General features: G+C 49.6%; 6 protein-coding genes. 4 read left to right on the top strand and 2 right to left on the bottom strand.

Translation table 11 applies throughout. The annotated features are described in order from the left end of the window. Positions 1-1,631, bottom strand: a 1,631-nt coding sequence (gene alaS / locus PKI34_13480; GenBank protein HNS18816.1) for an alanine--tRNA ligase, incomplete at its 3' end; no start/stop codon positions are given. Positions 1,632-1,757: 126 nt separating this feature from the next. On the opposite strand from alaS, the gene PKI34_13475 reads away from it, so the two are divergent. Further along, on the top strand, positions 1,758-2,729 hold the full coding sequence (locus PKI34_13475) for a M23 family metallopeptidase (protein HNS18815.1): 972 nt from the start codon (positions 1,758-1,760) through the stop codon (positions 2,727-2,729). An 18-nt stretch (positions 2,730-2,747) separates the two neighbouring features. Further along, a complete protein-coding gene (locus PKI34_13470) occupies positions 2,748-3,134 on the top strand; it encodes a MerR family transcriptional regulator (protein ID HNS18814.1) in 387 nt (128 codons plus the stop codon). A 74-nt stretch (positions 3,135-3,208) separates the two neighbouring features. On the opposite strand, the gene rfaD is transcribed toward PKI34_13470, so the two are convergent. After that, complete coding sequence (gene rfaD, locus PKI34_13465; protein HNS18813.1) at positions 3,209-4,174, bottom strand: ADP-glyceromanno-heptose 6-epimerase; 966 nt, start codon at positions 4,172-4,174, stop codon at positions 3,209-3,211. A 184-nt stretch (positions 4,175-4,358) separates the two neighbouring features. Between rfaD and PKI34_13460 the strand changes: the two genes are divergently transcribed. Together PKI34_13460 and PKI34_13455 are read left to right on the top strand one after the other, a co-directional pair. Further along, a complete protein-coding gene (locus PKI34_13460; protein ID HNS18812.1) occupies positions 4,359-5,789 on the top strand; it encodes an MFS transporter in 1,431 nt (476 codons plus the stop codon). A 34-nt stretch (positions 5,790-5,823) separates the two neighbouring features. After that, on the top strand, positions 5,824-6,894 hold a 1,071-nt coding region (locus PKI34_13455; GenBank protein ID HNS18811.1), incomplete at its 3' end, for a hypothetical protein.

Below are 6,894 nucleotides of genomic sequence, written 5' to 3'. Positions count from 1 at the left end.
GAGGCCGCTGGATCGGAAGGCAGCCGGTCAGTAATGTGGAGGATGAGGTTGCCCTCTTTTATGGTGTCCAGGATTTCAATTCGTTCGCCGTTATGGCTCAGGATTCCCGTATCGCCCACCTGGCCACCGCTCTCAGCATAGAAGGGAGTCCGGTCGAGAACGAGCTGAAAGTGGACGGAACCTTTTGTTTTGACTTTACGGTACTTGTTGATTTTTACCGGGATTTCCGTCAGGTCATATCCCATAAACTGACCGCCGGCTTCCGGACCAAGCACAGCCCAATCATCCGTATCCATCTGTGTGGCCTGCCGTGACCGGTCTTTCTGCCGTGCCAGATGTTCCTGAAATCCTTCCATGTCCACTTTTTTCCCCTGCTCTTTCGCCATAAGCTGGGTGAGGTCGATCGGGAAACCATACGTGTCGAAAAGCTCGAACGCAAATTTACCATCTACAACAGGCTCCTCCTGGTAAGAATGCACGTATTGCTCGAACCGTTTTATGCCGATGGACAGTGTTCTCAGGAAGGCGGTTTCTTCCTCTGTGATCACCTTCATGATGATCTCCTGCTGTTTTTTCAATTCGGAAAAAACTCCCTCCATTTCTGCTACCAGGACCGGCACGAGCTGACCGATGAACGGTTCTTTCTGATCCAGGAATGTAAATCCGTATCTGACAGCTCTTCGCAGTATTCGCCGGATCACATAGCCTGCATCCTTGTTGGAGGGAAATTGTCCGTCAGCGATGGCGAAGGCAATGGCCCTGAGATGATCTGCCACCACGCGGATGGCGATGTCCGTTTCAGCGGAACGGGCATACGGGATCCCTGTGATTTGGGAGATCTTGTGAATGATTGGCTGGAAAACATCGGTGTCGTAATTGGAGGTTTTTTCCTGCAATACCATGCACAGCCTTTCCAATCCCATCCCGGTATCCACGTGTTTCCTCGGAAGGGTTACCAGCGCCCCGGAAGCGGTTCGGTTAAATTCGATGAATACCAGGTTCCAAACCTCCATCACCAGCGGATTCCCTTTATTGACCAGTGTGCATCCCGGTAGGATTTTTCGTTCCTGCTCACTGCGCAGATCGACGTGGATCTCCGAGCAGGGTCCGCAGGGACCGGATTCCCCCATTTCCCAGAAATTATCTTTCTTCGTCCCGAAGATGATCCTGTCGTCGCTGACGATCTGCTTCCAGTACTGGAATGCTTCCCTGTCTTCCGGCAGGCCTTCTTCTTTATCGCCTGCAAAAACGGAAACGTATAACCTGTCGCTGCTGATGCCGAAGACTTGGGTCAGTAATTCCCAAGCCCACTCGATGGCCTCTTTTTTGAAATAGTCACCAAACGACCAGTTACCCAGCATTTCAAACATGGTATGGTGGTAGGTGTCGATCCCGACTTCCTCCAGGTCATTGTGTTTTCCCGACACGCGCAGGCATTTCTGGGTGTTGGCAATCCGAGGGAACCTGGCCTGGTTGTTACCGAGAAAGATGTCCTTGAACTGGTTCATTCCTGCATTGGTGAACATAAGCGTCGGATCGTCCTTGATGACCATCGGGGCAGAAGGAACGATCTGATGACCTTTGGATTCAAAAAAACTCAGGAATTTTTTTCTGACACTGGCTGCCTTCATACCTGACAGGTAAATTGTTGATAAATTATACAAAAAATTAGAGTTGCAAAATTAGTTTTTTTACTTAATTTTGCACCACAGAAAGCCAAATTACACCATACCTGTCTGAACAGGCAAAGAGCGCTTATGGCAAAAAATCAATTTCTGATTGATTTAAATTCCCTCCAGATAAAAAAGTTCAGAAGGAGTTTCAGAGAGCGTGTCAAGCGTTTTCTAACCGTTCTGGCCACCGTCCTGGTCTTTTCAGTAGCCGTCATGTCCGTTGCGTATTCCGTTTTTGACTCACCGAAGGAAAAAATGCTGAAGAGGGAGCTGGAACAGTATTCCCTGCAGTATCAGGTGCTGAATGACCGGCTGGAAATGGTATCCGGCGTTTTAAAGGATCTGCAGGATCGTGATGATAACATTTACCGTGTGATCTTCGAGTCGGAGCCCATACCTTCCGGGATCAGGAAAGCAGGTTATGGCGGTGCTCAGCGTTACGATCATCTTACCGGGTACAAGAACTCCGACAATATGATCACTGCCACGAAGAAACTTGACGAGATCACGCGGCAGCTGTATGTCCAATCGATTTCTTTTGACCAGGTTTTCAACATGGCGAAGAATAAAGAGAAAATGCTGGCTGCCATTCCTGCAATTCAACCCATCCATAACCTTGACCTGCGACGCATTGGCTCCTATTTTGGTATTAGAACGGATCCCTTCTATAAAGTGAAAAAGTTCCACTACGGGGTGGATTTTTCCGCTTCGATTGGAACGGAGGTATATGCCACGGGAAATGGGAGAGTAATGGATGTCAGGTCTTCGGACAGGGGCTACGGCAATACGGTCATTGTAGATCACGGCTACAGTTACGAGACACAATACTCACATCTTTCACGGTTCGCCGTCAGCCCAGGACAGGAGGTCAAAAGAGGACAGGTAATCGGTTATGTGGGGAATACCGGCAAATCCTCCGCACCTCACCTGCATTATGAAGTACATAAAAATGGCATCCCCGTCAATCCCATTTATTATTTTTTCAATGACCTGTCGCCGGCAGATTTTGAACAGATCGTTGAACTTTCATCAAGGGCCAGCCAGGCGATGGACTGATACCATCCGGTCATTGCCATGACAAGCAAATCCCATACTGTTGATAAGATCTATTACTCCATCAGCGAGGTGGCGGCGATGTTCGGTGTGAATGCATCCCTGATCCGTTTCTGGGAGAAGGAGTTCGATGTCCTGCAACCAATCAGGAACAGAAAGGGAAATCGTTTGTTTGCACGGGCGGATCTTGAAAATCTCCAGATCATTTACCACCTGGTCAGGGAGCGGGGATTTACGCTGGAAGGAGCCCGCAAACACTTAAAGCAACACCGCAATGAGACCCTCCCCATTGCGCAGGTATCCCACTCACTTCAGAAGATCCGGGAAACTCTGCTGGAAATTGACCGCACACTCTCAGGTGAGGTAAAACAGCAGAATGCATGTCCCGGGGAGTGCAACGATGAGTGACCTGTTGGATAAAGGTCTTCAGGTCTTCGGGTCTTCAGGTCTTCAGGTCTTCGGGTTCTCGGGTCTTCGGGTTTTCAGAAATAGCGGTTTTCGGTCAGGTACCCCTTGACATACTCATCAACTCCTTCCTCCAGGGAATAAAAGTTAAAGTCATGACCCGTCTGCTTCAGCTTATCCATTCTGGCTTCTGTGAAATTCTGATAACGGTTGCTGATATCGGCCGGCATGGGGATGAATTCGATCTTTTCTTCCCTGTTCATCGCGTTGAACACAGCCGTGGCAAGATCCAGGAACGTTCTGGCCTTTCCGGTTCCCAGGTTGTAAATGCCTGAGGCCGGCCGCCGGTTCATCAGGAAATAGATCACGTTGATGACATCCTTTACATAGATAAAGTCCCTGAGTTGCCTGCCATCCTCAAAGTCAGGGTGATTTGACCGGAACAGGCGGATTTTTCCGGTAGCCGTTATCTGGTTGAAGGCGTGAAAGACCACGGAAGCCATCCTTCCTTTGTGGTACTCGTTGGGGCCATAGACATTGAAAAATTTTAAGCCCGCCCAGAAGGGAGGCTGATCTCCCTGCCGGATCAACCACTTGTCAAATTCATTTTTCGATTCACCATACGGATTCAGAGGCTTGAGTTTTGGGATGATTTCATGGTTGTCGTCGTATCCCCACTCACCCATCCCGTAGGTGGCCGCCGAAGAAGCATAGATCAAGGGAATCTGGTATTCGCTGCAGAGATTCCAGACCGATTTTGAATAATTCAGGTTAAGCTCGTCAAAGATCCTTCTGTCAAACTCCGTTGTGTCTGTCCTGGCCCCGAGATGAATGATCCACTCAACTTCCGCCCGGTGATCCTTTAGCCACCCCGTGAGATGATCGCGGTGTACCTGACTGAGGAAGGTTTTGTGGTTGATGTTTTTGTTTTTCAATGACTTTGAGAAATCGTCAACAATCACAAGTTCTTTGTGCCCTTTGTGGTTCAGCTTGTTGACCATGCAACTCCCTATGAAACCAGCAGCTCCGGTTACAATGATCATAAATGAAGGCTTAGGTGTTTATTAACTGTAAAGATAAACAACTATTGATCATAAATCAAACGCAGGGGATTGAAAATTCGTATAATCCTTTTTTTTCAAACGAACCCGTGGATCATGGATCTCTGCAATAATAATTTGATTAGGTTTGTACGTTGAATTTTGTAAAGAACCTAAATCAAACACGATGACTGCGAAAGTTAGACAACTGTTGAACGAAAGCAAGGCTGCGCGGTGGTCAGCACTGGCGCTCGTTTCGATAACCATGCTGGCCGCCTATTACTTTGTGGACATGATCGCTCCGCTGCAATCCCTCCTGGAGGTTGATTACGGATGGTCACCCCGGAATTACGGCTTATTCTCCGGTTCGGAATACCTGCTGAATGTTCTTGGTTTTCTTATTATCTCCGGGATCATCCTGGATAAGATGGGCATACGCTTCACTGGTCTGTTGGCCACCTTGGTGATGCTCGCAGGGGGTCTTATTAAAATGTACGCACTGACCAACTACTTTCGCAATGGCGGTTTCGGTTTCGACTTTTTCAATTCTTTCTGGACCATCATGCCTGCCACCGCAAAGCTGGCGGCCCTCGGGTATGGCATTTTCGGCATTGGTGTTGAAATGGCAGGGATCACAACCTCCCGGACGGTGGTAAAGTGGTTCAAGGGCAGAGAGCTCGCTTTTGCCATGGGAATGCAGCTGGCTACCGCCCGTCTGGGAGCATCCATCGCGTTCTTTTTCTCTGCCAGAATGGCCGGAGTGAAAATGGTGGAGGGCATCCCCCAGGGGAATGTTATGAATCCGGTCTACCTGGGAATCGCGTTGGTCACCATTGGCTTTCTGACCTTTCTGACCTATACGTTCATCGACGCCAAACTCGATAAACAGACCGGTCAGACGGGACCCGTGGCCGATCCGACGGAAGAATTCCATATCAGTGACCTGAAAAAGATCATCACAAACCGGGGATTCCTGCTCATTGCCCTGCTCTGTGTCCTTTTCTACTCCGGTGTCTTTCCCTTTCTGAAATACGCCGTGAATATGATGCAGAACAAACTTGGCGTTTCCGCGGAGATTGGAGGCATGATCTCGGGCCTTCTCCCCGTCGGAACCATCATTCTGACGCCCATCATCGGGACGTACCTGGATAACAAGGGCAAGGGAGCTACCATGATGATCTTTGGAGCAGCACTTCTGACCCTGGCGCACCTGACCTTCGCAATCATACCGATCAATACATTCCTGGCCATCCTGTCGATCATCGTGCTGGGGATCGCATTCTCCCTGGTGCCTGCAGCCATGTGGCCCTCGGTACCCAAAATTGTAGAGGAGAAATATCTGGGTTCGGCCTATGCCCTGGTGTTCTGGATACAAAACATCGGACTGCTGCTCATACCCTGGCTGATCGGATATCTTCTTGAAGCAGTAAATCCTGGTGTGGCAGAAAATATTAAAAACGGAATACCCGATACCTATAATTATACGGTTCCCATGCTTGTTTTTGCTGGCCTCGGGGCTCTGGCAATCATCCTTGGATTTCTTCTGCGCCGTGAAGAAAGGATCAAGCACTACGGGCTGGAGGATCCCAACAAGCAAAAAAAGCGTGAGGCAATTTAACTTCGTAATAAGCTCAGAGAAAAAATCGAATTGTATGAAAAACTTGATTTTTATGCAATGGCGTATCTTTATTACGGCAGCCCTGAGTCTTTCCGCATGCCATCTTCCGGCACAGATCAGCCGGGAAGGTGTTCCGGTCAGCTTTTCGATGGAGGGTCTGTCGGACGCTATCCCTGTGATTACGCTGGAAACACTGCCACCGGATGTCGTGGCAAGGGTTGATGATCACCTTCAAAACGGTCCTGGCCCGTACCGCATCGGGAAAACACTTCCGGTGAACGTGACCTGTGATCATGCAGGCCTTTGGGAGGAATTACCGGATGGAGGAAAGCTATGGCGTTTGAAGATACAATCTTCGGGTGCCCTGGCCGTCAGTCTGTATTTCGACCGGTTCTATCTTCCTGCGGGAGGTGAATTGTACGCCTATAACGAAATGAGGACACAGGTCATTGGCGCCTTTACGGACTTCAACAATGATCCCAGCGGCCTGTTTGCCATGGAGATCATTCAGGGAGAATCCGTTACGCTGGAATATTCCCAGCCCGCAACGGTCGTCCAGCCTCCTGTCATCAGCATCTCCGATATGGCCCATATCTTCCGGGGCGTCCATTTTGAAACGGTTACCGGCAATGACCGGGATCAATCTTCCTGGTGCATGATCAATGTGAATTGCGTGGAGGGAGAGGACTGGCAACTGGAGAAAAGGGGCATTGTGCGGCAGTACATGTTTTTGCCCGGTGGCTGGGTGGGCTGGTGCACCGGATCGCTGATCAACAATACGGCATGGGATCTTGCACCCTATGTCCTGTCAGCCTGGCACTGCGGGGAAGGGTGTTCGTCAGGTAATTTCAACCAGTGGATCTTCTACTTCAAATACGAAGCCTCTTCCTGTACAGGTACCAGCGGCCCTGAAAATTTCAGCACCACCGGCTGCGCCCTCAAGGCTGAAGGGAGTTATGAAACCGGATCCGACTTTGCCCTCTATCTCCTGAACCAGGATCCGCCCGACTCGTACGATCCTTACTGGAATGGCTGGAACAGAACCAATGATCCAAGCACCAGCGGGGTCGGCATCCATCATCCGATGGGTGACATCAAAAAGATC

This window comes from Bacteroidales bacterium (assembly GCA_035342335.1).
In the GTDB taxonomy this organism is placed as follows: Bacteria; Bacteroidota; Bacteroidia; order Bacteroidales; family JAGONC01; genus JAGONC01.
Note: the sequence above shows the minus strand (reverse complement) of the source record. Positions and strands in the feature narration are given on the sequence as shown.